General features: G+C 75.1%; 28 protein-coding genes. 17 read left to right on the top strand and 11 right to left on the bottom strand.

Features of this window, described 5'->3' with window-relative positions:
- Positions 1-28: 28 nt before the first annotated feature.
- The 3 genes from AB0P35_RS01290 to AB0P35_RS01280 form a co-directional block, all read right to left on the bottom strand.
- Positions 29-739, bottom strand: a complete 711-nt coding sequence (locus tag AB0P35_RS01290) for an aminoacyl-tRNA hydrolase (protein WP_363504759.1) — start codon at positions 737-739, stop codon at positions 29-31.
- A gap of 30 nt (positions 740-769) precedes the next feature.
- On the bottom strand, positions 770-1,690 hold the full coding sequence (locus AB0P35_RS01285; RefSeq protein ID WP_363504756.1) for a hypothetical protein: 921 nt from the start codon (positions 1,688-1,690) through the stop codon (positions 770-772).
- A gap of 102 nt (positions 1,691-1,792) precedes the next feature.
- Positions 1,793-2,266: a hypothetical protein gene (locus tag AB0P35_RS01280; RefSeq protein ID WP_363504753.1), complete on the bottom strand. Its 474-nt coding sequence runs from the start codon at positions 2,264-2,266 to the stop codon at positions 1,793-1,795.
- Between the two features lie 98 nt (positions 2,267-2,364).
- Between AB0P35_RS01280 and AB0P35_RS01275 the strand changes: the two genes are divergently transcribed.
- Positions 2,365-2,736, top strand: a complete 372-nt coding sequence (locus AB0P35_RS01275) for a YbjQ family protein (RefSeq protein ID WP_363504750.1) — start codon at positions 2,365-2,367, stop codon at positions 2,734-2,736.
- 117 nt (positions 2,737-2,853) lie between these two features.
- The gene (locus AB0P35_RS01270; RefSeq protein WP_363504747.1) at positions 2,854-3,996 is read left to right on the top strand and encodes an FAD-dependent oxidoreductase; all 1,143 of its coding nucleotides are present in this window, start codon (positions 2,854-2,856) and stop codon (positions 3,994-3,996) included.
- On the opposite strand, the gene paaE is transcribed toward AB0P35_RS01270, so the two are convergent.
- The 6 genes from paaE to AB0P35_RS01240 all read right to left on the bottom strand — a co-directional run bounded on the left by paaE (position 3,948) and on the right by AB0P35_RS01240 (position 9,227).
- Complete coding sequence (gene paaE, locus AB0P35_RS01265; protein WP_363504744.1) at positions 3,948-5,015, bottom strand: 1,2-phenylacetyl-CoA epoxidase subunit PaaE; 1,068 nt, start codon at positions 5,013-5,015, stop codon at positions 3,948-3,950. The two genes, AB0P35_RS01270 and paaE, sit on opposite strands and share 49 nt — an antisense overlap.
- Positions 5,016-5,495: a 1,2-phenylacetyl-CoA epoxidase subunit PaaD gene (gene paaD, locus AB0P35_RS01260; protein ID WP_218835715.1), complete on the bottom strand. Its 480-nt coding sequence runs from the start codon at positions 5,493-5,495 to the stop codon at positions 5,016-5,018. It abuts the gene before it with no gap.
- Positions 5,492-6,373, bottom strand: a complete 882-nt coding sequence (paaC, locus tag AB0P35_RS01255; protein ID WP_218835716.1) for a 1,2-phenylacetyl-CoA epoxidase subunit PaaC — start codon at positions 6,371-6,373, stop codon at positions 5,492-5,494. Before paaC ends, paaD begins: the two co-directional genes overlap by 4 nt.
- 40 nt (positions 6,374-6,413) lie before the next feature.
- Entirely contained in the window at positions 6,414-6,707 is a 294-nt protein-coding gene (gene paaB, locus AB0P35_RS01250; RefSeq protein WP_095872314.1) for a 1,2-phenylacetyl-CoA epoxidase subunit PaaB, read from the bottom strand.
- Positions 6,704-7,651: a 1,2-phenylacetyl-CoA epoxidase subunit PaaA gene (gene paaA, locus AB0P35_RS01245; protein ID WP_306454381.1), complete on the bottom strand. Its 948-nt coding sequence runs from the start codon at positions 7,649-7,651 to the stop codon at positions 6,704-6,706. The genes paaB and paaA overlap by 4 nt, the downstream gene beginning before the upstream one ends.
- A gap of 235 nt (positions 7,652-7,886) precedes the next feature.
- Positions 7,887-9,227, bottom strand: a complete 1,341-nt coding sequence (locus AB0P35_RS01240; protein WP_363504739.1) for a M20 family metallopeptidase — start codon at positions 9,225-9,227, stop codon at positions 7,887-7,889.
- A 542-nt stretch (positions 9,228-9,769) separates the two neighbouring features.
- Between AB0P35_RS01240 and AB0P35_RS01235 the strand changes: the two genes are divergently transcribed.
- The 4 genes from AB0P35_RS01235 (at position 9,770) to AB0P35_RS01220 (ending at position 12,978) form a co-directional block, all read left to right on the top strand.
- Positions 9,770-10,786, top strand: a complete 1,017-nt coding sequence (locus AB0P35_RS01235; RefSeq protein ID WP_363504736.1) for an aldo/keto reductase — start codon at positions 9,770-9,772, stop codon at positions 10,784-10,786.
- 41 nt (positions 10,787-10,827) lie between these two features.
- On the top strand, positions 10,828-11,415 hold the full coding sequence (locus AB0P35_RS01230; protein WP_363504733.1) for a TetR family transcriptional regulator: 588 nt from the start codon (positions 10,828-10,830) through the stop codon (positions 11,413-11,415).
- Between the two features lie 89 nt (positions 11,416-11,504).
- Positions 11,505-12,224 carry an ADP-ribosylglycohydrolase family protein gene (locus AB0P35_RS01225; protein WP_363504730.1) on the top strand — a complete coding sequence of 240 codons (720 nt, stop codon included), beginning with the start codon at positions 11,505-11,507 and terminating at the stop codon, positions 12,222-12,224.
- Between the two features lie 241 nt (positions 12,225-12,465).
- Entirely contained in the window at positions 12,466-12,978 is a 513-nt protein-coding gene (locus AB0P35_RS01220; RefSeq protein ID WP_363504727.1) for an SMI1/KNR4 family protein, read from the top strand.
- A gap of 77 nt (positions 12,979-13,055) precedes the next feature.
- Here AB0P35_RS01220 and AB0P35_RS01215 read toward each other — a convergent pair whose 3' ends face one another.
- Both AB0P35_RS01215 and AB0P35_RS01210 read right to left on the bottom strand, forming a co-directional pair.
- Positions 13,056-14,525: a glycoside hydrolase family 6 protein gene (locus tag AB0P35_RS01215; RefSeq protein ID WP_363504724.1), complete on the bottom strand. Its 1,470-nt coding sequence runs from the start codon at positions 14,523-14,525 to the stop codon at positions 13,056-13,058.
- A gap of 250 nt (positions 14,526-14,775) precedes the next feature.
- Complete coding sequence (locus AB0P35_RS01210; RefSeq protein WP_363504721.1) at positions 14,776-15,042, bottom strand: GlsB/YeaQ/YmgE family stress response membrane protein; 267 nt, start codon at positions 15,040-15,042, stop codon at positions 14,776-14,778.
- Positions 15,043-15,283: 241 nt separating this feature from the next.
- Here AB0P35_RS01210 and AB0P35_RS01205 point away from each other — a divergent pair, with 241 nt between their 5' ends.
- The 11 genes from AB0P35_RS01205 (at position 15,284) to AB0P35_RS01155 (ending at position 23,989) form a co-directional block, all read left to right on the top strand.
- A complete protein-coding gene (locus AB0P35_RS01205; RefSeq protein WP_363504718.1) occupies positions 15,284-15,994 on the top strand; it encodes a response regulator transcription factor in 711 nt (236 codons plus the stop codon).
- Positions 15,991-17,430, top strand: coding sequence for a HAMP domain-containing sensor histidine kinase (locus AB0P35_RS01200; protein WP_363504715.1), 1,440 nt, complete (start codon positions 15,991-15,993; stop codon positions 17,428-17,430). Before AB0P35_RS01205 ends, AB0P35_RS01200 begins: the two co-directional genes overlap by 4 nt.
- 144 nt (positions 17,431-17,574) lie before the next feature.
- Complete coding sequence (locus tag AB0P35_RS01195) at positions 17,575-17,964, top strand: hypothetical protein (RefSeq protein WP_095872324.1); 390 nt, start codon at positions 17,575-17,577, stop codon at positions 17,962-17,964.
- Complete coding sequence (locus tag AB0P35_RS01190; protein ID WP_363504712.1) at positions 17,961-18,167, top strand: hypothetical protein; 207 nt, start codon at positions 17,961-17,963, stop codon at positions 18,165-18,167. The genes AB0P35_RS01195 and AB0P35_RS01190 overlap by 4 nt, the downstream gene beginning before the upstream one ends.
- Positions 18,168-18,539: 372 nt before the next feature.
- A complete protein-coding gene (locus AB0P35_RS01185; RefSeq protein ID WP_363504709.1) occupies positions 18,540-19,094 on the top strand; it encodes a cysteine dioxygenase family protein in 555 nt (184 codons plus the stop codon).
- Positions 19,088-19,486 carry a rhodanese-like domain-containing protein gene (locus tag AB0P35_RS01180; RefSeq protein WP_363504707.1) on the top strand — a complete coding sequence of 133 codons (399 nt, stop codon included), beginning with the start codon at positions 19,088-19,090 and terminating at the stop codon, positions 19,484-19,486. The genes AB0P35_RS01185 and AB0P35_RS01180 overlap by 7 nt, the downstream gene beginning before the upstream one ends.
- A 100-nt stretch (positions 19,487-19,586) precedes the next feature.
- Positions 19,587-20,627 carry an ATP-binding cassette domain-containing protein gene (locus AB0P35_RS01175; protein ID WP_363504704.1) on the top strand — a complete coding sequence of 347 codons (1,041 nt, stop codon included), beginning with the start codon at positions 19,587-19,589 and terminating at the stop codon, positions 20,625-20,627.
- Positions 20,617-21,276, top strand: coding sequence for an ABC transporter permease (locus AB0P35_RS01170; protein WP_095872329.1), 660 nt, complete (start codon positions 20,617-20,619; stop codon positions 21,274-21,276). The genes AB0P35_RS01175 and AB0P35_RS01170 overlap by 11 nt, the downstream gene beginning before the upstream one ends.
- Entirely contained in the window at positions 21,273-21,968 is a 696-nt protein-coding gene (locus tag AB0P35_RS01165) for an ABC transporter permease subunit (RefSeq protein ID WP_363504700.1), read from the top strand. Before AB0P35_RS01170 ends, AB0P35_RS01165 begins: the two co-directional genes overlap by 4 nt.
- Positions 21,965-22,873, top strand: a complete 909-nt coding sequence (locus tag AB0P35_RS01160; protein WP_363504697.1) for an ABC transporter substrate-binding protein — start codon at positions 21,965-21,967, stop codon at positions 22,871-22,873. Before AB0P35_RS01165 ends, AB0P35_RS01160 begins: the two co-directional genes overlap by 4 nt.
- A 201-nt stretch (positions 22,874-23,074) precedes the next feature.
- Positions 23,075-23,989, top strand: a complete 915-nt coding sequence (locus AB0P35_RS01155; protein ID WP_363504694.1) for a hypothetical protein — start codon at positions 23,075-23,077, stop codon at positions 23,987-23,989.
- Positions 23,990-24,003: the final 14 nt, after the last annotated feature.

Here is a 24,003-nt window from a genome sequence, read left to right as displayed (position 1 = left end):
GAGGGGGCGCCGTCGTCGTCGAGCGCGGTCAGCGCAGCGCCGGGTGGTCGGCGACGACGGTGCAGCTGCCGGGGGCGATCTCGGTGAAGCCTGCGTCCCGGACGAGCGGCAGGCCGCTCTCGGTGAGGGCGGGCCAGGCCTCGGGGGCGGCGGTGCGGACGGCGAGGGCGAATCCGCTCTCGGCCCACTCCTTGCGGCGGGTGCCGTCCAGCCGCCACCAGGCGAGCTGGGCGGCGTGGCCGGTCTGCGCCATGGTCTTGCCGGCGCTCATCTCGAGGTCCGGGTTGAGCCAGAGCACCGGCAGTCCCTCGGCGGGGGCGGCGGGCCCGGCGGGGTCGTCCAGGTCGGTGCCGGAGACCTGGAGCTTGGCGAGTTCCTTCGGCCAGCCGTCCAGCGGGACGGGCGGGAAGACCCGCACCTCGGCCGAGCCGCCGGTGACGGTGATGCCGGGCAGTTCGCCGGCCTTGCGCCACTCGCCGCCGCGGGCCCGCCGGACGACCTTGCGGATCCGGGCGTCCTCCCAGGCGGCGACCCGCTCGGCCCACTCTCCGTCACCGTCGGTGACCCGCGGGTCGGCGAGCAGGGTGAGGACGGCGCGGGCGGAGGTCTCCAGCGCGTCGGTGCGGGTGGGCGGGTCGGCCCGCTCGATCCGGACGACCAGGGGCAGCACGAACTGCTCCCGGCTGTCGCGGTCGACGGGCTCGTCGGGGGTGCTCGGGGCGGCGAAGGGAGAACTCACCCCACCAGGATGCCAGCAGGCGCCGCGGCGTCAGCGCCGGTATCCGCGCTGGGGGTCGCGCTCCTCGGCGTCCTCGTAGCCGAGGAACCAGCCCTCGGGGTGGGTGGCGGCGAGCAGCTGGTCGATCCGGTCGACGGTCTCCAGGTCCGGGTCGCCCTCGTCGGGGCCGTACACGCCGAACAGTTCGTCGGTGCAGCCGTCCCAGTCGTAGTCGTAGAGGTCGGCGGGCAGGTCGCCCATCATGTCGGCGACCGACTCGGGCTGGGATCCGAGCAGGCTGCGGGCGTCGGCGAGGGCCAGCCGCAGCGCGACCTCCTCGGCGAGGCAGCGGGGCAGCGGCCACTCGCCGAGCGCGAGGTCCTCGGCGAGGTCGTCGAAGGTACGGGCGAGGGCCCGGCGCCAGGTGCGGTGCATCGACCAGGTGCGGCGCGGCAGCCGGGCGTAGACCGTCCAGTCGGGCTCGTCGCCCTCGGTGACGGGCTCGTCCTCGTGCTCGTCCAGGTCGTCGTAGGCGGCGTCGGCGAGGCCGATCAGCTGGGTGTGCACCAGGCAGGCGGTGCGCGGGGTCAGGGTCCAGTCGCCGCCGTCGCCGTCCTCGCCGTCGAGCGGGAACAGCTCGGCGAAGTCGGGGGCGAAGTCGTCGGTGACGCTGATCTCCAGGGTGCCGCCGAGCGCCTCGATGCCGGGGACGGCGGCGACCAGCCGGTCCGGGTGCAGCAGCACGCCGAGCGCGGCGTTCGGGTCGTCGGCGACCTCGCGGAGCAGCTCGCTGCGCTGCCCGACCGGGTCGACCCCGTCGAAGTCCAGCTCGTCGACGGCCGCCAGCGCGGCCGCGCGCAGGGCCGGCCAGTCGGTGATGCGGATGCCGAGAACCACCGTCGCCTCGATCTCCTGCGCGCCGGAGTCCTCCGCCGCGCCCGGCCCCTGCGGATGATCGCTTCGCTCGCCCATGCGCCTACAGTACGGCCAGGGCGGCCCCGGAATCACCGGTGTCCGCCACCTTCTTCGGCGTGGTGGGCGCCGTGCGCCGGGGCGCCGCCCCACGGGTGGCCGTCACGGGCAGGTGTCGTCCGCGGAGGCGTCCAGTTCGACGTGCACGGTGGACGCCTCGACGGTGATCGTGGCGCTGCTGCGCCAGCCGTCGAAGGGTTTGCCGAGGTGCAGGTCGGTCTGCGGGCCGCCGCCGGTGGTGCCCTCGTGCTGCCAGCCGGCGGCCGCGGCGAGGTCGCGGATCCGCTGCGGGGTGAACTCGGGGTGCGGGCCGGTGAAGGCGGCGGTCAGCATCGGCGGCATCCGGCCGTGCGGGGTGTCCCGGCAGGGCCACCTCTCCGGTGCGGCGGTCCCGCCGAGGGCCGCGCCGAGGGCGTCGAGCAGCGGGTCGTCGGCGAGCAGGGCGAGCCGTGTGTCGGCGGTCCGCGAGGGGTGTTCGTCGGCACCGGGCCGCGACAGCCAGGCGACGGTGCCGCCGACCACCAGGACGATCACGAGCAGCCCGAGGCCGATGCCCTGCAGGACTGCCTTCAGCACGGTGCGGTTCCCATGGCGGGGACCCTATCGGGCGAGGATCGCGCCGCGCACCGGCGAGCCGGGGCGGCATCCCACGTCCCGTCACCGATGGTGGGGGCATGGGAAACATCGACGAGTACGGCGGCGGGCAGCGCCCGGACGCCGAGGTGCTGGTGGTGACCACCAACGACGTGCCCGGGCACCGGGTCGAGCACATCATCGGGGAGGTGTTCGGCCTGACGGTGCGCAGCCGGCACATCGGCTCGCAGATCGGCGCCGGGCTGAAGTCGCTGGTCGGCGGTGAGCTCCGCGGCCTGACGAAGACCCTGGTGGAGAGCCGCAACCAGGCGATGGACCGGCTGATCGAGCAGACGAAGGCGCGCGGCGGCAACGCGGTGCTGATGTTCCGTTTCGATGTCACGGAGGCCGCCGACGTGGGCACGGAGGTGTGCGCGTACGGCACCGCCGCCCGGATCGCCCCGCTCGGCTGACACCCCGCCAGGCCCCTGCCGCCGGGCCCGGCCGCCGTCCGACCGACGCGGCCGGGCCCCGGCGTGCCCACGTCGGCGGCGGTGGAACATGTGCGGCCGTCGCGATGTTTCACGGGCATGACCGTTGAAGGCGAAACGACCTGGGGTGTGCCGGGCGAGGTGGACGTGGTGGTGATCGGCGCGGGGCAGGCCGGCCTGTCCACCGCCTACCACCTGCGGCGGCGCGGGTTCGAGCCGTACTCCGGCTTCGTGGTGCTGGACGCGGACGACGCTCCGGGCGGCGCCTGGGCGCACCGCTCCCCCTCGCTGCGGATGGCGACCGTGCACGGCTTCCACGACCTGCCGGACTTCGAGCTGCCCGCGGTCGACCCGCAGGCCCCGGCCAACACGGTGGTACCGGGCTACTTCGCCGCGTACGAGGCGAAGCACGCGCTGCCGGTGCTGCGGCCCGTGCGGGTGCGCGCGGTGCGGTCGCTGCCGGACGGCCGGCTGCGGGTGGAGACGGACCGCGGCGACTGGACGGCGCGCGCCCTGGTCAACGCGACCGGCACCTGGACGCGGCCGTTCCTGCCGCACTACCCGGGGCACTTCGCCGGCCGGCAGCTGCACTACGCGGACTACCGCGGGCCGGAGGAGTTCGCGGGGCAGCGCGTGATGGTGGTGGGTGGCGGCGCCTCGGCGATCCAGGTGCTGTCGGAGGTCGGCGCGGTGGCTCGGACGGTGTGGGTGACCCGTCGGCCGCCGGTCTACCGGGACGGCCCGTTCACCCCGGAGGCGGGCCGCGCGGCGGTGGCGCTGGTGGAGCAGCGGGTCCGGGAGGGGCTGCCGGTGCGCAGCGTGGTGAGCGTGACCGGGCTCGGCCCGTCGGTGGCGTACCGGCGGGCCGAGGAGCTGGGTGTGCTGGAGCGCCGCCCGATGTTCGACCGGCTGACCGAGCACGGCGCGGTCTGGGACGGCGTCGAGGAGCACGTGGACGCGATCGTCTGGGCGACCGGTTTCCGCCCCGAGGTGACGCACCTGGTGCCGCTGGGCCTGCGCGGGCCGGGCGGCGGCATCCGGATGGAGGGCACCCGGGCCGCCGCCGACCCGCGGATCCACCTGGTCGGCTACGGGCCGTCGGCGAGCACCGTCGGCGCCAACCGGGCCGGCCGGGCGGCGGCCGACGGGATCGTCCGGTTGCTCGGCAGGACCGGCGCGGGGCCGGTGCCGGCTCAGCGGTCGAAGTCGACGGTGACCTTGTCGGAGACCGGGCGGGCCTGACAGGTCAGCACGTAGCCGGCCGCGACCTCCTTCTCCTCCAGGGCGAAGTTGCGCCGCATCTCCACCTCGCCCTCGCAGACCAGGGCCCGGCAGGTGCCGCAGACGCCGCCCTTGCAGGCGAACGGCAGGTCGGGCCGGGAGCGCTGGGCGCCGTCCAGCACCGAGCGGTCGCGGGGCAGCGCGAGCACGCTGGAGCGGCCGTCGAGGACGACGGTGACCTCGCTGAGGTCGCCGGAGACCGGCTGCTCCTCGCCGCGCTCGTACTCGGGCTCGTCCTCAGCGTGGAACAGTTCCTGGTGGACGCGGTCGGCGGGCACGCCGAGTTCGCCGAGCAGGTGCTTGGCGCCGACGACCATGCCGTACGGGCCGCAGAGCCACCAGTGGTCCACGGCGGAGCTGTCGACGAGTGCGCCGAGGAGGGCCTTCATCCGGTCGGGGTCGAGCCGGCCGCTGAGCAGTTCGGCGTCCCGGGACTCCCGGGAGAGCACGTGGACGAGCTGGAACCGGCCGAGGTGGCGGTCCTTCAGGTCGGCGAGCTCGTCGGAGAACATCACCGTGTCGCTGCGGCGGTTGCCGTAGAGCAGGGTGACCCGGGAGGCGGGGTGGGCGTCGAGCACCGAGCCCGCGATGGAGAGCATCGGGGTGATCCCGGAGCCGGCCGCGATCAGCACGTGCTCGGCGGGCTCGTCGAGTTCGGGGGTGAACAGGCCGGTCGGCGGCAGCACCTCGACCTGCTCGCCGGCCCGGGCGTCGCGGACCAGCCAGCGGGAGAACAGGCCGCCGGGCACCTCCCGCACCGCGATCCGCAGCGGCCCGCCGACCGGCGAGCAGAGCGAGTACGAGCGGCGCTCGTCGGCGCCGTCCACGATGCGGCGCAGGGTGAGGGTCTGGCCGGGCCGGAAGGCGAAGTCCTCGGCGAGGCCGTCCGGCACCTCGAAGGTGACGGCGACGGCGTCCTCGCAGAGCGGTTCCAGTGCCGCGATGCGCAGCTCGTGGAAGGTCGGGCGGCGGACGGCCATCTAGATCTCCTTGATCCGGTCGAACGGCTCGCGGCAGCTGCGGCAGCGCCACAGCGCCTTGCACGCGGTCGAGCCGAAGCGGGAGAGCTCCTCGGTGTCGGTGGAGCCGCACTGCGGGCAGGTCACCGCCCGGCGGGTCGGGCCGAGCCGCAGCAGGCCGCCCGCTGCCGGCGGCGCGATCCCCGCCTCGGCGAGCTTGCGGCGGCCCTCGTCGCTGATCAGGTCGGTGGACCACGGCGGGTCGAGGCGCAGGCGCACCGTGACGTCGGTGTAGCCGGCGGCGCGCAGCCGGGCGTCCACGTCGGCGGCCATCTCGGCGACCGCCGGGCAGCCCGAGTAGGTCGGGGTGAGCCAGGCGGTGACGGAGCCGCCGTTCTCCTCGACGCCGGCGAGGATGCCGAGGTCGGCGAGGGTGAGCATGGGCAGTTCTGGGTCGGCGACGGCGGCGGCCGCCTCCCAGGCGCGGGTGGTCGTGGTCACCACGTCGCCCCCGGGTGGGCGCGGGCGACCACCTGCAGCTCGGCGAGCAGCGGGCCGAGGTCCTCGGTGTGCACGCCGTCCCGGCCGGCCCGCCCGCCGACGTACGCCAGCGGCGCGGCGTCCGGCACGGTCAGGGTCGCCTCCGCGATGTCGTCCGCGAGCAGCGCCAGCACCGGTTCGCGCAGGGCGGCCGGGTCGGTGCCGAGCCGCAGCTCGACGGGGTGCGGGGTGAAGAGTTCGTCGAGCAGCGGCCAGACGGCGTCCAGGCCGGCCTGCATCCGCCGGTGCGAGTACGGGGTGCCGTCGCCGAGGCGCAGCAGCCACTCCTGGGCCCACTCGCGGTGGTAGCTGAGCTCCTTGACGCCGGCGGCGGCGACCGCGGCGAGCACCGGGTCTGCGTGCCGGGCGAGCCGCTCGTACAGGGCGTGCCGGGCGGTGGCGAAGACCAGCAGCCGGGCGACGGTGTGCGCGAAGTCGCCGTTGGGCACCTCGACCAGCCGGACGTTGCGGAACTCGTGGTCCTCGCGCCAGTAGGCGTAGTCGTCCTCGGTGCGGCCGGAGCCGTCCGCCTGGCCCGCCCGGGTGAGCAGCCGGCGGGCCTGGCCGAGCAGGTCGAGGCCGAGGTTGGCGAGCGCGACCTCCTCCTCCAGCTCGGGCGCCCGGGTGCACCACTCGATGAGCCGCTGGGACAGCACCAGGGCGTCGTCGCCGAGCATCTGGCAGTACGCGGCGAGGTCGGCGCCGGCCACGCCGTCCGGCAGCGCGGTGTCGACGCCCAGCAGCGGGTCGGCGAAACCGGTGCCGTACGCCCAGCGGGCCTCGCCCTGCGGCTCGGGCTCGGCCTCGGTGAGCGTCAGGTAGACGTGGTCGTCGGTCATGTCGGCATCCCCAGGGTCGGTGGTCCGCGGTCGTCGCGGGTCAGATGTGCGGGACATCCTCGGGGATGTCGTAGAAGGTCGGGTGGCGGTAGACCTTGTCCCCGCTGGGCTCGAAGAACGGGTCCTGCTCGTCCGGGGTGGACGCGGTGATCGCCGAGGACGGCACCACCCAGAGGCTGACGCCCTCGTTGCGGCGGGTGTAGAGGTCGCGGGCGGCGAGCAGCGCCATCCGGTCGTCGGAGGCGTGCAGCGAGCCCACGTGGACGTGGTTCAGGCCGCGCCGCGGGCGGACGAACACCTCGTAGAGCGGCCAGCCGGCCCGGTTCGCGTTCACTGTGCGCTCCGCTTCTTCTCCGCGTACGCCAGGGCCGCCTCGCGGACCCAGGCGCCGTCCTCGTGGGCGGCCCGGCGGCGCTCGACGCGCTGCGTGTTGCACGGGCCCTGCCCGGTGATCACCTTCTTGAGCTCCGACCAGTCGGGCTCGCCGAAGTCCCAGCTGCCGCGCTCCTCGTTCCAGCGCATGGCCGGGTCGGGGAGGGTGACGCCGAGGTGCTCGGCCTGCGGCACGGTCATGTCGACGAAGCGCTGGCGCAGCTCGTCGTTGGAGTGCCGCTTGATCCGCCAGGCCATCGACCGGGCGCTGTTCGGGGAGTCGTCGTCCGGCGGGCCGAACATCATCAGCGACGGCCACCACCAGCGGTCCACCGCGTCCTGCACCATGTGGCGCTGGGAGTCGGTGCCGCGCATCAGCGTCATCAGCAGCTCGTAGCCCTGCCGCTGGTGGAAGGACTCCTCCTTGCAGATCCGCACCATCGCCCGGGCGTAGGGCCCGTAGGAGCACCGGCAGAGCGGCACCTGGTTGCAGATCGCCGCGCCGTCCACCAGCCAGCCGATCACGCCGACGTCGGCGAAGGTCAGCGTCGGGTAGTTGAAGATCGAGGAGTACTTCTGCCGGCCGCTGATCAGCTTCTCGGTCAGCTCGGACCGGTCCACACCGAGGGTCTCGGCGGCCGCGTACAGGTACAGGCCGTGCCCGGCCTCGTCCTGGGCCTTGGCCAGCAGGATCGCCTTGCGGCGCAGCGAGGGGGCCCGGGTGAGCCAGTTGCCCTCGGGCTGCATGCCGATGATCTCCGAGTGCGCGTGCTGCGCGATCTGGCGCACCAGGGTCGCCCGGTAGGCGTCCGGCATCCAGTCGCGCGGCTCGATCCGCTGTTCTGCAGCCACCACCGCGTCGAAGCGTCCCTCCAGGGCCGCCTCGCTCAGCTCCGTCGCCGTCACTCCACCCACCTCCCGACTGACCGTTCGGTCGGTCCCATTCTGTACGCCGGGGCCCGGCCTGACAAGGCACGTCCACCGAGACACCTGCGGCAGCAGGGAGACGAGCGACACACTCCCCCGCCGGGGCCGGTGGAGCGGGCCTCCCGGAGCGGACGGCATTCCGCCCGGCCCCGGGGTCGGGGCCGGGCGGCAGCCGGGGGTGGGTCCGGACGGGGTGGCCGCCCGGACCGCCGGGTCAGGCGCGGTCGCGGAGGCGGGGCAGCGGTACGGCGAGGAGCGCCGCCAGCAGGGCGATCCGGGGGGCGAACTGGTCGACCAGCACGTGCTCGTGGCGGGCGTGCGGGCCGCGGCCGACGGCGCCGAGGCCGTCGAGGGTGGGGAGGCCGCGGGCACCGGCGATGTTGGTGTCGCCGGCGCCGCCGGCCGGCGCGCCGTCGAGCTGCTGGCCGAGCGCCGCGGCCAGCGAACGGACGTGCCGCAGCAGCGGGTTGGCGTCCCGCTCGGGCCAGGCCGGACGGCTGGAGAGCACCTCGGTGCAGACCTCGGCACCGGGCCGGTGCGCGGTGAGGTGGGCGAGCGTGTCGAGGGCGCGGCGCTGCGCCTCCGCGGTGGCGAAGCGCAGGCCGAGTTCGGCCTCCGCCCGGCCGGCGATCACGTTGGCGCGGGTGCCGCCGGTGATCCGGCCGGTGTTGAGTTCGGTGCCGGGCAGTCGGCCGAGGCCGCGGACGTCGACGAGCTGGTCGACCAGTTCGTCGACGGCGGAGACGCCCTCGGCGGCTTCGTTGCCGGCGTGCGCCTCCCGTCCGGTGACGCTGAGCAGCACCCGGGTGGAGCCGCGTCTCGCGGTCTTGAGCCGGCCGTCGGGGTGCGGCGGTTCCAGGCCCAGGACGGCCGCGGCTCCGGGGAGTTGGCGTTCGACGATGCGCCGCCCGTCCGGGCTGCCGACCTCCTCGTCGGCGACCACGACCAGCCGGACGGTGCGGTGCGGGCGCTGTCCGAGGTCGGCGAGGAGGGCGAAGGCGCCCTCCAGCAGGGCGAGTCCGGCCTTCATGTCGAGGACGCCGGGGCCGCTGAGCCGTCCGTCGCTCTCCTCGACCGGCCAGTCGGCGAGGGTTCCGGCCGGCCAGACCGTGTCGTGGTGGCCGACGACGAGCAGGTGCGGGAGGGCCTCCTCGCGGCCGGGCCACTCCAGGACCAGGTGGTCGCCGGCCGGGCCCCGCTCGCGGCGGACCCGGGCGCCGGTGGCGCCGAAGCCGGCCGAGAGCTCTTCGGCGAGGGCGTCGAGGCGGGGGGCGTCACCGCTGGGCGACTCCATGGCGGCGAGGGCGGCGCAGCGGCGGCGAACGGCGCCGGCGAGGGTGCGGGCCCGGCTGGTGAGCGCCTGGGGCAGTCCCGGCAGGGCGGGCAGTCCGGGGGCGGTCGCGGGGGCGGTCGGGTCGGCGGCCCGGGTCGGGGTGGGCGCCGCCGCGGTATTCGCGGGGTCGCCGTCGGCGGCACGGTCGGCCGCCGGCTGTCCGGCCGGGGCTCCGTCCGGTGCGGTTCCCGGCTCGGCCGGGAGGACGGTATGCGGGCTCACCTCGCACCTCCACAACCCGCGGCGGTCGGTGCTGCCGGCCGGGGTTGTGGCGGTCGTGGCGGGCGGGCGGCGGCCGGGACCGGTGTCCGGCTGGGCATTGGCCGATGGTGCAACCTCGGACTGGGTGACACGTCGTCCTCCTCGCTCGCTCCGACGGCCCCGGCGCCCGGGGCCCGTGGACGGCGTCCCCGGTGCGCGGTGCGGCCGGGCACCGGCGGCCGGGGAGGCCCAGGAAGTGAGCCTAGAAGACCCGTTCGGTTCTGTGCGAGGTGGCCCGGTGCTCCGCGGCCCGTGCAGCGACGGGTGCGCGCGTCCCGCTTCCCACGATGGACCTGCGGCGTCGCTTCGGCAGTCCGAACCGCCCACGGACGGCCGATCCACGTCCGACGGGTGACGGCCGATCAGCCTTTGGTACCGGTCACCCTCCCCCTCCCGTCGGGCAGCCTCCGACATTCATGGAATGACAGATATTGAAATCTGTCATTCGATATGTCATAGTCGAAACGTCAGCACGGTCCGCCCACAGATCCAGGGAGCCCGAGATGTCCACCCACGCCACCACGCCCGCCCGCACCACCCTCGGCACCACCGGCCCGGAGACCTCCGCCCTCGGCCTCGGCCTGATGGGCATGTCCGACCTCTACGGCCCGGCCGACGAGGCCGAGTCGATCGCGACCGTCCATGCCGCCCTGGACGCCGGCGTCACCCTGCTCGACACCGGCGACTTCTACGGCATGGGCCACAACGAGCTGCTGCTGCACGAGGCACTGCGCGGCCGCGACCGCGCCTCGGTGCAGATCAGCGTCAAGTTCGGCGCCCAGCGCGGCCCGGACAACGGCTGGCTCGGCTACGACGCGAGCCCGGCCGGCACCAAGACCGCCCTCGCCTACTCGCTGCGCCGGCTGCGCACCGACCACATCGACGTCTACCGCCCGGCCCGACTCGACCCGAAGGTCCCGATCGAGGAGACCGTCGGCGCGATCGCCGAGATGGTGAAGGCCGGGTACGTCCGGCACATCGGCCTCTCCGAGGTCGGCGCGGAGACCCTGCGCCGGGCGGCCGCGGTGCACCCCATCAGCGACCTGCAGATCGAGTACTCGCTGCTCTCCCGCTCGCTCGAGACCGAGGTGCTCCCCACCGCCCGCGAACTCGGCATCGGCATCACCGCCTACGGGGTGCTCTCGCGCGGCCTGCTCAGCGGACACTGGACGGCCGGCCGGGAGGTCGGCGCCACCGACTTCCGCGGATTCAGCCCGCGCTTCCAGGGCGAGAACCTGGACCGGAACCTGGCCCTGGTCGAGGCCCTGCGCACGGTCGCCGAGGCGAAGGGGGCGACCGTCGCCCAGACCGCGATCGCCTGGGTCGCCTCGCGCGGCTCGGACATCGTGCCGCTGGTCGGCGCCCGCCGCCGCGACCGGCTCGCCGAGGCACTCGGCTCGCTGGACGTGCACCTCACCGCCGCCGACCTGGCCGCGATCGAGGCCGCCGTGCCCGAGGGCTCGGCCGCGGGCGACCGGTACGCTGCCGCACAGATGGCGATGCTGGACAGCGAGCGCTGAGCGGCCCGCCCGCCGGACCGACACCGAAGGACGACCTCCCCGTGGCCACGGACAACGCACTCACCGCCGAGCAGATCCTGAGCGCGGCGGAGGACGTCCTGCGGCGCTACGGTCCGGCGAAGGCGACGGTGGTCGACATCGCCCGCGCCCTCGGCGTCAGCCACGGCAGCGTCTACCGGCACTTCCCCAGCAAGGCCGCGCTCCGCGAAGCGGTCACCCAGCGCTGGCTCGACCGGGCCCACGACGAGCTCGCCGCGATCGCCGCCGAGCCCGGCCCGGCCGCCGAGCGGCTGCACCGCTGGCTGGCGACGCTGTTCGCCGCCAAGCGGCAGAAGGCCCTGGAGGACCCGGAGCTGTTCGCCACCTACATGACGCTGGTCGGCGAGGTCAGCGACACCGTCGAGGAACACGTCGGGACGCTGATCGGCCAGATCCGGGAGATCGTCGAGGACGGCGTCCGCCAGGGCGGCTTCCGCGACGCCCCGGCCGGCCCGGTGGCCCGCTCGGTCTTCCTCGCCACCGCACACTTCCACGACCCGGCCCACGCCGCCGAGTGGTCCCGCCCCACCGCCCAGGACGACTTCGAGGCCCTCTGGTCGCTCCTCCTGGAGGGCCTGCGCGGCCACTGACGCTCCCAGCGCAGGGAAATCGGCTCGCCCGGAAGGTCCACCCGCTGCGAGGATGCCGACACATCGGTCATTCTCACTCGGAGGACAACATGCGCGCGCCGACCGCCGCCCTGGACAGCCTGCACGGACTCGCCCTGGGCGACGCCTTCGGCGACCGCTGGTTCGCGCCCGGCGTCGACGAGGCGGCCGCCGCGCACGCCGCCCGGATCGCCCGCCCCGCGCCGTGGCACTGGACGGACGACACCGCGCAGGCCCTGGTCCTCGTCCGGCACCTGGGCCGGTTCGGCGTGGTGCGGCAGGACGAGCTGGCCCGCGAGTTCGCCGCCGCCTACACCGCCGAGCCACTGCGCAAGTACGGCCCGTCGATGCACCAGGTGATGAGGGAGGTGCACGGCGGCGCGGACTGGCGGTCCGTCACCTCCGCCCTGTTCGGCGGCCAGGGCTCGCACGGCAACGGCGCCGCCATGCGGGTCGCCCCGCTCGGCGCCTGGTTCGCCGCGGACCTGGATGCCGTCGCGGAGCAGGCCGGGCTCGCCGCCCGCACCACCCACCACCACCCCGAGGCGGCGGCCGGCGCGGTCGCCGTGGCCCTCGCCGCCGCCCTCGCGGCCCGCAGTCGGGGCTCGGCGGCACCCGACCGGAGCGACTTCCTGCTGGAGATCGCCGGACGGCTGCCGGACAGCGACGTGCGCTCCGGCCTCCGTACCGCCGCCCGTTTCCCGGTCGGCACGTCCGTCCGGCACGCGGCCGTGGTGCTCGGCTCCGGCATCCTGGTCTCCGCCCCGGACACCGTCCCGTTCGCCCTCTGATCGGCCGCCGGCGCCCTAGACTCCCTCCCCGACACCCTGTGGGAGACCCTCGGCGGCTGGGGCGACATGGACACCACCTGCGCCATCGCCGGTGGCGTCACCGCCGCCCGCGCCGGCCTCACCGACGTCCCGGGCACCTGGCTCGACGCCCGCGAGGCCCTCCCGGCCTGGGTCGCCGAGATGTGAGACCGGGGTCTGGCCCCGGCCGGAGGCTGTCTGAGCCGGGGGTTAGCCTCCCGGCATGGCTGATGACGACCGGGTGCTTCCCGCCGCCCTTGCCGAGGTGGCCGGGGTCGAGTTCGACGACGGCGACGGGGTGGACTTCGAGCCCTTCGACGCCTTCCTGGATGCGGAGGAGACCACGGACTGGCTGCGTGCCTGGACGGGCAACCCCGAGGTGGACGGTGACGCCTTCCGGGTGTTCGGGCAGGACGGCACCGGGGGCTACGGCGCGATCTGGCTGGCACGCCCCGGCCGGCCGCTGGCCGAGCAGCCGGTGGTGTTCCTCGGTTCGGAGGGCGAGACCGGGGTGGTCGCCTGCGACCTGGCCTCGTTCCTGTGGCTGATGGCGGACGGGTCCGGTCCGCTGGAGGCCGTCGAGTACCCGGCGCGGGGCTCCCGCCCGAACGCGGAGTTGGCCGGGATCGCCGAACGCTGGGCGCCGGGCGGTCGGCGCTCTGCCGCCGAGGTGGCGGCGGAGGCCGCCGAGCGGTACCCCGATTTCGAGGACATGGTCTTCGAGCTCTGCCGCTGAGCGTGCCCTGACGGGCCGAAGCCGCCGACCGCTGTGGGGAAGCGGTCGGCGGCCGTTCGGCGTGGTGTGCTGCGGTGTCAGGAGACGGTGCAGGCAGCACCGTTCAGGGTGAAGGCGGTGGGCGCCGGGTTGGCGGAGCCGTACGTGGCCTGGAAGCCGAAGCCGGTGGAGGCGCCGGGGGCGAGGGCTCCGTTGTAGCCGAGGTCGGTGGCGGTGACCGAGGCGCCGGACTGGACGACCTTGGCGTTCCAGGCGCTGGTGGTCTTCTGGTCGCCGGGGAAGGTCCAGGTCAGCGTCCAGCCGTTGACCGCGGTGGTGCCGGTGTTCTTGACCGTCACGTCGGCGGTGAAACCACCCGTCCAGGAGTTTGCCTTGTAGACCACTGCGCAGGAGGCGCCACCGGTCGGCGGCTGCGAGGTGGGCGGCTGCGACGTCGGGGGCTGGGACGTCGGGGGCTGCGAGGTGGGCGGCTGGGAGGTCGGCGGGGTGCTCGGGTCGGGGGCGTTCTGCGCCAGCTGGTAGGCGATGTCGGGCACGAAGGTGCCGGCGGCGGCCGCGCAGCCGTCCGCCTCGCCCGGCGGCTTGACCCACAGGAAGGCGTCGATCGCGGCGTCACCGGTGGCCGCCGTCGGGTAGTTGCCGATCTTCCGGCCGGACGGGTCGCACCAGGCGCTGCCCGCGGGGCCGTTGCCGTTGCGGCTGGTGTCGATCACGGCGTGCAGGTTGGCCGGGTTGCCCAGGGCGGAGAGCACGGACTTGGCGTAGCCGACCTCGCCCGTGGTGGTGTTGAAGTTGGAGACGTTGGTGAAGAAGCCGTCCGCGTTGGCGAGGATGCCGGCGCTGCGCAGCCGGTTGGCCTGTTCGGAGGCGCTGTTCCAGGTGGAGTGGCCGCCGTCGAGGTAGACCTTGGCGTTGGGGGCGGCGGCGTGGATGGCGGCGCCGGCCCGGGAGAGCGAGGCGAAGCGGTCGGCCTGCTGCTGGGCGGAGAGGCAGGTGGTGAGGGCGATGGAGTCGGGTTCCAGGACGACGACCGAGCGCCCGCTGCCCAGTCCTGCCGCGAATTTGGTGACCCAGGCGTCGTAGGAGGCGAGGTCGGGTGCGCCGCCGGCGGAGGCTCCGCCGCAGTCCCGGTTGGGGATCTCGTACACCACCAGCACCGGCACCTGGCCGGCCGCGCCGGCGGCCGAGGTGATCGCGCGGACGTCGGAGGTGACGGTGTCCGGCTTGTAGTTGGCGAACCAGATGCCCTGCGGCTGACTCGCGATCCGCTGGGAGATCACCGGTGTCCGGGAGTCGTTGGGGTTGGCGGCGACCCACTTGACGGCCTGCGAGGCCGGGTCCTTGTAGAACCGGGTGTCCGCGGGCAGGCTGCCCTGCACGGCGGCGCCGGCCCCGGTCTGGGTGCCGGCCAGCACCGAGACGGCCGCCGCGCCGGCGGCGAGCGCCAGGGCTGCGGTGCGGCCGCGTCGGGCGGTGCGCCGGGGGCGGTCCTGGGTGGGGCGGCCGGGGGCCGGGGCGGCCCGTCGGACGCCGTCGGGGGTGCTCACAGTGGTCCTCCGCGTGCTCTCGGGTGGGAGAGGATGGGACGGCCGTCAGTCATGGGAGCGCTCCCGCACGGCCGCGGCAGATGCTAGCCGGGTGCGGAGTCTCGCGTAATCCCTTGTGCAGAAGGAAGTTTCGACGATGTTCGACGGCCGGCGGCCCGGCCGGGAATCTGTGCTGATGGGAGCGCTCCCGTAGTGGAGCAAGGAAATCCGCCGCCGGCGGGCCCTGGAGCGGGCCCGCCGGGGCGCGCCGTCAGTCCCGGGAGTTGCCGAAGAGCAGGCGGTAGGCGATCAGCAGCACCAGGGCGCCGCCGATCGCCGAGACCCAGGTCGCCAGGTCGAAGAAGTCCTTGGCCACCGGGCGGTGCAGCCAGGTCGAGGCGATCCAGCCGCCGACGAAGGATCCGGCGATGCCGATGAGTGTGGTGACGAAGAGGCCGCCCGGGTCGCGCCCGGGCAGCAGGAACTTGGCGATGGCCCCGGCGATCAGGCCGAGGACGATCCAGCTGATGAAACCCATACCTGTCTCCTTGCCCGCCGGGGTCCGACGCCGAACCGCGGTGACCCGAAGGACGCCGCACCACCCGCCGCCGGTTCCCGAACATCCGGCCGGGCCGCACCGCGGACCTCCCGCACCACACACCTCCCGCACCGCCCCCCGTCCGACCGCCCGCCGGGCACGCCCCACCGTGACCGTCGGCGCCCCGGTGTGGGAGAGTCGGCGGCCCCGGGCCGGACGGGCCCGACGCGAGGAGGTGCCGATGAGCGCGGGCACACAGGCCGGCCGGGTGCTGGTGGTGGACGACGACGCCGCGATCCGGCGCTCGCTGGAACGCGGGCTGCGCCTCAGCGGCTTCAGCGTGGGCGTGGCCGCCGACGGCGAGGCGGCGCTCGCCCGGGCCGCCGCCGACTCCCCCGACGTGCTGGTGCTGGACGTGTCGATGCCGGGCCTCAGCGGCACCGAGGTCTGCCGGGCGCTGCGGGCCCGCGGCGACGACACCCCGGTGCTGATGCTCTCCGCGTTGGACGAGCTCGCCGACCGGGTCGCCGGGCTCCAGGCCGGCGCCGACGACTACCTGGTGAAGCCCTTCGCCCTGGAGGAGCTGGTGCTGCGGCTGCACGCGCTGCTCCGCCGCCGCCCGGCCCCGCCCGCCGACCTGCTGCGGGCCGGTCCGCTCACCGTCGCCCCGGCCACCCGCCAGGTGCACTGGGAGGGCACCGAACTCCACCTCACCCGGCGCGAGTTCGAGCTGCTCGCGCAGCTCGTCCGGAACGCCGGCCTGGTCCTCACCCGCGACCAGCTGCTGGACCGGGTCTGGGGCTACGACTTCGAGGTGCGCAGCGACGCGGTGGACACCTTCGTCAGCTATCTGCGCCGCAAGCTGGAGGAGGGCGGCCGGCCGCGGCTGATCCACACCGTGCGCGGGGTCGGCTTCGTGCTGCGGGCGCCGGCCGACGGGGGTGCCCGGTGAGGCTCTCCACCCGGATCGCGCTGTCGGTGACGGTGCTGGTGCCGCTGCTGGTGCTGGCCGCCGGGCTGCTGCTGCTCGGCCTCGTCCACCGGGACCTGCTGCGGCAGCAGGACGAGGTGCTGCGGGCCCGGGCGGCGGCGGTGCTGCCGAACGCCCGCACGCTGCTGGCCGCGAGCGCCGGCAACCGGCCGAAGGCCGAGCAGAACCAGCAGCGGAAGGTGCTGGACGGGGCGCTGGACTCCGGGGTCCGGCTGGCGGGCCGGGACGGCGCCGTGCGGCTGGCGGTGGGCCCGCAGCCCGCGGAGTCGGTGGTGCTGCCGGCGGCCGGCTCGGGCCCGGCGACGGTCCGGGACGGCGGGCGGGCCTGGCGGGTGCTGGCGGTGCCGGTGGACGGTGCGAGCCCGGGCACGCTCTGGCTGGTGGAGCCGTCCACCGCGGTCGACCCGCAGGTGAAGGCGGTCCGCCGGCGGGTGCTGCTGGTGGCGCTGCTGGCCGCCCCGGCCGCCGGGGCGCTGGCCTTCGGCCTGGCGGACCGGGCCACCGCCTCGCTGCGCACGCTGAGCCGCCGGGCCGCCGCCCTCGACCCTCGCGCGGGTGCCGCCGCGCTCGACCACCGGCGCAGCCGGGTCACCGAGGTGGACGAACTCGCCGCCGCGCTCTCGCTGCTGCTCGCCCGCTACGACGAGCAGGCGGGCCGGACGGCGCAGGCGCTGGAGACCGCGCGGTCGTTCTCCTCCGCGGCAGCGCACGAGCTGCGGACCCCGCTGACGGCGATGCGGACCAATCTGGACGTGCTGGCCGCGCACCCCGGCCTGCCGGCCGCCGAGCGGGCCGAGATCGTGGGTGAACTGGCCGAGGACCACGGCCGGTTGGAGGACCTGCTGAACGCGCTGCGGACGCTGGCCGGCGGCGATCTGGTGGAGCTGTCGGCCTTCGCGGCGCTGGATCTGGGCGAGCTGGTGGAGGCGGCCGCGGCGGAGGCGGGCCGGCGGCACCCGCAGGCCGTCCTGGAGGTCGGAACCGCGCCGGGGGTACGGGTGTTCGGCTGGGAGGCGGGCCTGCGGATCCTGCTGGCCAATCTGATCGGGAACGCCGCGGTGCACGGCCGGACGACCGGCGGCCCGGCCCGGATCGCCGTCCGGCTGCGGGCCGGACGCAGCGGTTCGGCGGTGCTGACGGTGGACGACCGGGGGCCCGGGGTGCCGCCGCAGGAGCGGGCGGCGGTCTTCGCCCGGTTCCACCGGCGGCCGGACAGCCCCGGTTCGGGGCTGGGGCTGACCCTGGTGGCGCAGCAGGTGGCGCTGCACCGGGGCACGGTGGCGGTGGCGGACGGGCCGGACGGCGCGGGCTGCCGGGTGGAGGTGCGGCTGCCGCTGCTGCGTCCGGAGGAGCCGACGCTGGTGCTGCCGGCCCGCCGGGACTGGATCACCCGCTGAGCGGGGGCCGCCGGGAGCTCGCAGAACCCCGGCGGCCACAGCACCCCGGCGGCCACAGAGCTTCGGCGGTCACAGGGTTTCCACAAGAAGCCGTCCTACGCTCCCCGTCGTCCGATCCCACAGCTATCCGGAGGAGAGACCGCCATGCCCACGTACCGCAAGGCCGCCGCGATCGGCGCACTCGCCCTGGCAGGGTCCGTGCTCGCGGGCGCGGCCCCGGCACAGGCCGCCGAGACCCCGAAGGGCGACGGCGCCAAGTCGATCTGCAAGCGCCTGCCGGCCACCCAGGCCCGCATCGACAAGGCCCTGAAGCGGCTGAACGGCGACGCCACGGTGGTCGGCTCGGTGGCCCGGCTGGAGAAGCGGGTGGCCGAGGCCAAGTCGGCGGGCCACACCGAGGTGTACACCTACCTCAACGACCGGCTGGACTTCCGCAAGAGCCTGCTGCCGACCCTGGAGCTGCGGCAGAAGGACCTGAAGGCCGTCTCCGACTGGTGCGGCAAGCAGGGCTCGCCCTCGGCGGACTCCAAGTGAGCCGCCGGGCCGGTGCCGCGGTGGCGGCCCTCGCCGCGGCCGCCGCGCTGCTGCTGACCGGCTGCGGGCCGCACCAGGGCGGTGGGGACAAGGCCGCGCAGACCCAGCAGGACGACGGCCAGGCGCCGCAGATGCAGCAGAAGCTGGACGCGGCGGAGAGCGCCGCCGCGCAGGCGGACACCGACGCCACGCAGAACAACTGACGATCCGCCGGCCGAGCGGCCCGTCCCGGACGATCCGGGGCGGGCCGCTCCGCCGTTCCTGCCGCCGAACGGGGTCACGGGCCTCCCGCCTGCCGGACGCGGCTTGACGCGGCCCGCTCCTGTCGTGAACGATCGGCGCATGAAGCCCGGCACCGCTCTGGTCTGCCGCCTGCACGTCGATCTGCGACGCCAGGCGAGCGACATGTGTGCCTGCTGACGGTTCCTCCTCGTCCCGTGTCGTCGTCCGGGACCGGTGCCTGATCCGTCCGGCACCGCCAGGGACCGTCCGCTCCTGAAGCTCCCCCTCCCCCGGTCGGCGCACCGCTGTGCCCGTGTGCGCCCGCCGCCGCTCCGGTCATCCGAGGACACGCCATGAGCCTGGACTTCGCGCTACCCGTTTCCGCTCCCGACGCTCCTGCCGACACCCCCGACGCTCCTTCCGGCGTCCCCGGCGACTCCGGCGGCACGGCCCGCCCGCTGTCGCCGAACGCCCTGCGGGCGATCGTCCGCGATCTCGCCGAACAGCCCGACCGGTGGATCCACCGGGTCCGGCTGGCCACCGGCGACCGCTGGTACGAGCGGCTGGTGAGCGCCGAGGACCACGAGGTGTGGCTGATCAGCTGGCTGCCCGGCCAGTCCACCGGCTTCCACGACCACGGCGGTTCGCGGGGGGCGTTCGCGGTGGCGCTGGGCGAGTTGGAGGAGCTGTCGCTGGGCGGCCCGGAGGAGGGGCTGCTGGTGCGGCGGGTGCCGTCCGGCGGGGTGCGGGCGTTCGGCGCCTCGTACCTGCACGATGTGCGCAACACCTCGGCCGGACCGGCCGTGACGATCCACGCGTACTCGCCGCCGCTGGGCGGGATGACGCGATACGACCTGCGGGCCGGCGGTCTGGTCCGCACCGCGGAGGAAGGACCGGAGCAGTGGTGACGACAGTCGACGAGTTGGTGGAGCGGAGCCGGGCCGGGGTGCACCGGCCGGGCCCGGCGGAGGCGTTCGCGGCGGTGGCCGAGGGCGCGCTGCTGGTGGACATCCGGCCGGTGGCGCAGCGGGCCCGCGAGGGCGGCATCCCGGGTGCGCTGGTGATCGAGCGGAACGTGCTGGAGTGGCGGCTCGACCCGGCGGGCAGCCACCGCATTCCGGAGGCGGCGGACCACGGGGTGCACTGGATCGTGGTCTGCTCGGAGGGCTACGCGTCCAGCCTGGCCGCGGCGAGCCTGCGGGAGCTGGGGCTGCACCGGGCGACCGACCTGGACGGCGGTTTCGTCGCCTGGGCGGCGGCCGGTCTGCCCACCCTTTCGGCGGACGCGGGTTTGGCCTGACCCCACCCCGGGGATTCGATCAGGTGTTTGTTTGTCACATCCGCATCATGCGTTCGCCTCTCACTGCGCATCAGAACAGCAAGGCAATCTGGAACCACACGTGATCACTTTCGAGGGCGCCGGCAAGCGCCATCCGGACGGCACGGTGGCCGTCGAGGGCCTGGACCTCGACGTCCCCGCCGGCCGAATAACCGTGCTCGTCGGCCCGTCCGGCTGCGGCAAGACCACCATCCTGCGGATGGTCAACCGCATGGTCGAGCCGACAGCCGGGCGGGTGCTGCTGAACGGCGAGGACGTCGCGACCCTGCCCGCCGCCCGGCTGCGCCGCGGCATCGGCTACGTCATCCAGCAGGCGGGCCTGTTCCCGCACCGCCGGGTGCTGGACAACGTGGCGACCGTGCCCCGGCTGCTCGGCCAGGACCGGAAGGCCGCCCGGGCCCGCGCCGCCGAACTGCTGGAGCTGGTCGGCCTGCCGCCGGAGACGGCCCGCCGCTACCCCTTCCAGCTCTCCGGCGGCCAGCAGCAGCGCGTCGGCGTGGCACGGGCCCTGGCCGCCGACCCGCCGGTGCTGCTGATGGACGAGCCCTTCAGTGCGGTCGACCCGGTCGTCCGGGCCGGGCTGCAGGAGGAACTGCTCAGGCTGCAGTCCGAGTTGAACAAGACGGTGCTCTTCGTGACGCACGACATCGAGGAGGCCGTCCGGCTCGGCGACCACGTCGTGGTCCTCCGCGAGCACGGCCGGATCGCCCAGCGCGCCGACCCGCACACCCTGTTGACCGCGCCCGCGGACGAGAACGTGGCCGCCTTCCTGGGCCGCGACCGGGGCCTGCGCGGGCTCGGCCTGCGCCCGGCCGCCGCCGTCGACCTGCTGCCCGCCGGCAGCGACCTGCACGGCTGGCGGCTCACCCTGGACGCCGACGGCCGCCCCGAGGCCTGGGAGCGCGGCGGCGAGCGCCGGCCCGCGCCCGCCTTCGCCCCCGCCGCCGACAGCCTGCGCGCCGCGCTGGACGCCGCGGTGCTCTCCCCCGCCGGCGCCGCCGTCGCGGTGGACGCCGCCGGACGGGCCACCGGCCTGGCCACCCGGGCCGCCGTGCTCGCCGCGCTCGGCCCCGGCAGCGAGGAGCCCGACGGTGGACGGTGAACCGCTCGTCCGCTGGCACTGGATCGGCGACCACCTCGGCTACCTGCGCGACCTGACCCTGGACCACGCGGTGATCTCGCTCGTCCCGGTGCTGATCGCGCTGCTCGCCGCCGTTCCGCTCGGCCTCGCCTGCGCCCGGCTGCCCCGGCTCTACCAGCCGCTCTCCGCGGTCTTCAACGTGGTGTACGCGCTGCCCGCGCTCGCCGTCTTCGTGGTGCTCATCCCGTACACCGGGCTCGCCACCCGGGCCACCGTGATGGTGCCGCTCACCTGCTACGCGCTCGCCGTCCTGCTGCCGGCGACGGTGGACGGCCTGCGGGCCGTCCCGGAGGACGTCCGGCAGGCGGCCACCGCGCTCGGCTACGGGCCCTGGCACCGCCTCGCCGCGGTCGAACTCCCGGCTTCGGTGCCCTACCTGGTCGCCGGGGTGCGGGTGGCCGCGGTCTCGTCCATCTCGCTCGCCGCGGTGGGCGCCCTGGTCGGCCGCGGCGGCCTCGGCTACCTCTTCGTGGACGGCTTCCAGCGGACCTTCCCGACCCCGATCGTCGCCGGGATCGTGCTCGTCGTCCTGCTCGCCCTCGCCACCGACCTGCTGCTGGTGCTCGCCCGCCGGCTGCTCGCCCCCTGGGCCGCCGGAGGTGCCAGGTGAACTGGCTCGGCTGGCTGCAGACCTTCTTCACCGCCCCCGCCCGGCAGAGCGGGCCCGACGCGATCGGCCACCGGATCGCCGAACACCTGGTGTTCTGCGGGGAGGCCCTGCTGTGGGCCGCGGTGCTCGCCGTCCCGCTCGGCCTGCTGATCGGGTACACCGGCCGCGGCGCCTTCGCGGTGACGGCCTTCACCGGCGCCGCCCGCGCGCTGCCGACCCTCGGCCTGGTCACCCTCGCCGTGCTGCTGGCCGGGGTCGGCGACACCGCCGTCCTCGTCCCGCTGGTGGCGCTGGCCGCGCCGCCGCTGCTGGTCGCCGCCGCGGAGGGCGTCCGCGGCACCGACCCGGTCGTCCGGGACGCCGCCCTCGGCATCGGGCTGACCCACCGCCAGGTGCTCTGGCAGGTCTGCCTGCCCGCCGCCCTGCCGATGCTGCTCGCCGGGCTGCGGACGGCCACCGTCCAGACGATCGCGACCGCCACCGTCGCCGCCTACGTCGGCCTCGGCGGGCTCGGCCGCTACGTCGTCGACGGACTCGCCACCCGCGACTACCCGGCCACCGTCGGCGGTGCCCTGCTGGTGGTGCTGCTGGCCGTCGCCGCACAACTGCTCTTCGCCCCACTGATCCGCCGCTCGTCGCCCCCGCAGGCACGACAGACCCTCCGTACCCGCCGACCGAAGGAATCCCGATGACCGCCCGCCTCGTCAGAACGCTCACCGCTGCCGCCCTCGCGCTGGGCGCGGCGGCCTGCTCCTCCTCGTCCGGCGACCCGCTCGCCGCGGACGGCGGCGCCACGAAGCCCGCCGGCGGCAGGACCGTCGTCGTCGGCTCCGCCAACTTCCCGGAGAACGTGCTGCTCGCCTCGATCTACTCCCAGGCGCTGAAGGCCAAGGGGGTCAAGGTCGAGGAGAAGTTCAACATCGGCAGCCGCGAAGTGCTCTACGGGCAGCTGAAGTCCGGCAGCCTGACGGTGCTGCCCGAGTACAACGGCGCTCTGCTCGGCTACCTCGACCCGAAGACCACCGCCGCGGGCACCGAGGCCGTCGACGCCGAGCTGCAGCGGAAGCTGCCCGCCGAACTCGCCGTCCTGGACCCGGCGTCCGCCGAGGACAAGGACTCCCTGACGGTCAGCAAGGAGACCGCCGACCGGCTGAAGCTCACCTCGATCGCCGACCTCGCCGGCAAGGCCGGCGACCTGGTGGTCGGCGGGCCGCCGGAGTTCAAGTCCCGCCGCGAGCAGCAGTTCAAGGACGTCTACGGACTGGCCTTCAAGGAGTGGAAGCCCACCGCCGACACCACCGCCAACGCCCTGAAGGACGGCACTGTGCAGGTCGGCAACGTCTTCACCACCGACCCGCGGATCGTCCAGCTCGGGCTCGTCGCGCTGGCCGACCCGAAGAACCTGTTCAGCGTGCAGAACGTGATCCCGCTGGTGAACAAGGCCGGGGTGGACGCCACCGCCTCGGCCGCGCTCAACGCCGTCTCCGCGAAGCTGGACACCGCCGGCCTGACCGCCCTGATGAAGCGGGTGTCCGTGGACAAGGAGGACCCGTCGGCCGTCGCCGGGGCGTGGCTGAAGGCCAACGGCCTGTCCTGACCGGGGCCGCCGGAAACCCGGTGGACCCGGCCCGGGCGGACGGAGACGACGGCGGGTACGAGCGACCGCACCGCGACCGTCCGCCCGGAGATCCTCGACCACGACCACCGCGGCGAGGAGCGCGGCCGTCTGCCGACCGCGGCGGTGCTCCCGAGCTGACGGGTTGCACCGATAGAACCGTCAGCTCATAGGATCGCGCGCATGACGGACGGGCGGGGAACGGCACAGGGGTGGGGCGGACCGGCGGGCGAGCCGGACTGGGCGGCGATGGCCGAGCGGCACCAACGCGAGGTCAGGCGCCGCAAGCAGATCCGGGTCGTCGGCGGCGTGGTCGCCGCCACCCTGGTCGTCGGCGGGATCACCGCCACCGCCGTCGGCCTCGCCGGCTCCGGCACCAAGGGCGGTACACCCGCGGCCTCCGGCGGCAGCACCTCCGCGACCGGCGGGCCCGCCGCGGCCGAACCGGTCGAGGCCGGGACGAGCGCGGCGCCCAGCACCTCCGCGACCCAGCCGGCCTCGCCGAGCGCCTCGGGCAGCACCTCGGCCCGTCCGAGCGCGTCACCGACCACCGCCCGGCCCTCCGCCGGACCGGGCTCCTCCGCGCCCGCGGACCCGCTGACGGTGATCTCCTCGGCGGCCACCGACACCGCCCCGCTCGACCCGGCCGCGCTCTTCCCGGCGACCGCGACCGTCGGCGGCCGCACCTGGACCCGGCTCGCCACCGCCACCACCGACCCCTGCTGGAAGGCCACCACCGGCGGCCTCGGCGACGTCCTCGCCGCCCACGGCTGCCGCAGCATCCTCCGGGCCACCTACACGTCCGGCTCGGGCGCGGTCACCGTCGGCATCGCCGTCCTCGACACCAAGGCCCAGGCGGACGCGGTGGCGGCCGCCCACAAGGGCCAGGTCCAGGGCCTCGTCCCGGCCGGGAACACCTCGTACTGCGTCAGCCCCGGCTGCGCCAACACCCATGCGACGGTCGGCCGGTACGGCTACTACACCGTCGCCGGCACCGTGAAGCCCGGCGGCACCGCCCAGGACGCGGCGGCCACCGCCGCCCAGGCCGACTTCGCCGCCCGTGCCCGCAGCGCCCTCCTCGCCCGTGGCCGCCGCTGATCCACCCTCACGAG

Source organism: Kitasatospora sp. NPDC085879 (genome assembly GCF_040686255.1).
GTDB lineage: Bacteria > Actinomycetota > Actinomycetes > Streptomycetales > Streptomycetaceae > Kitasatospora.
This window is presented reverse-complemented; position numbering and strand designations above follow the sequence as displayed.